Here is a 394-nt window from a genome sequence, read left to right on the forward strand (position 1 = left end):
CGGTAATGGTGTGTCGGTCGTGACCGACGCCGTCGAGAACGTCAAAGAAGCCGCCACCAACGTTGGCGAGACCATCGCCCACGCCGCCGAAGACGCCGTGAAGTCGGTCAAGAAGACCGTCAAGCGCGCCACCAAGGCGGCCGGTACCCGCGTTGCCAAGGCCAAGAAGGCCGTGGCCAAGGTCGAGAAGACCGTTGCCAAGAAGGCCGACAAGGCCGCCAAGTCGGTCGGCAAGACCGTTGCCAATGCCAAGAAGAAGCTGGAAGCGGCCAAGAAGAACGCCAAGGCCGAAGCCGCTGCCCTGAAGAAGGAAGTGGCCAAGAAGAAGGCCGCTGCAGGCAAGGCTGTGACCAAGAAGGCCGCTGCCGCCAAGAAGGCCACCAAGGCTGCCGGC

The 394-nt window shown here is 63.7% G+C and carries 1 pseudogene; it reads left to right on the top strand.

What is annotated here, in order from left to right:
- Nucleotides 1-19 precede the first annotated feature (19 nt).
- Nucleotides 20-394: pseudogene (locus D7X55_RS47330) on the top strand (hypothetical protein); the annotation flags it as partial.

The sequence above is a fragment of the Corallococcus sp. AB049A genome (assembly GCF_003668885.1).
GTDB lineage: Bacteria > Myxococcota > Myxococcia > Myxococcales > Myxococcaceae > Corallococcus > Corallococcus interemptor.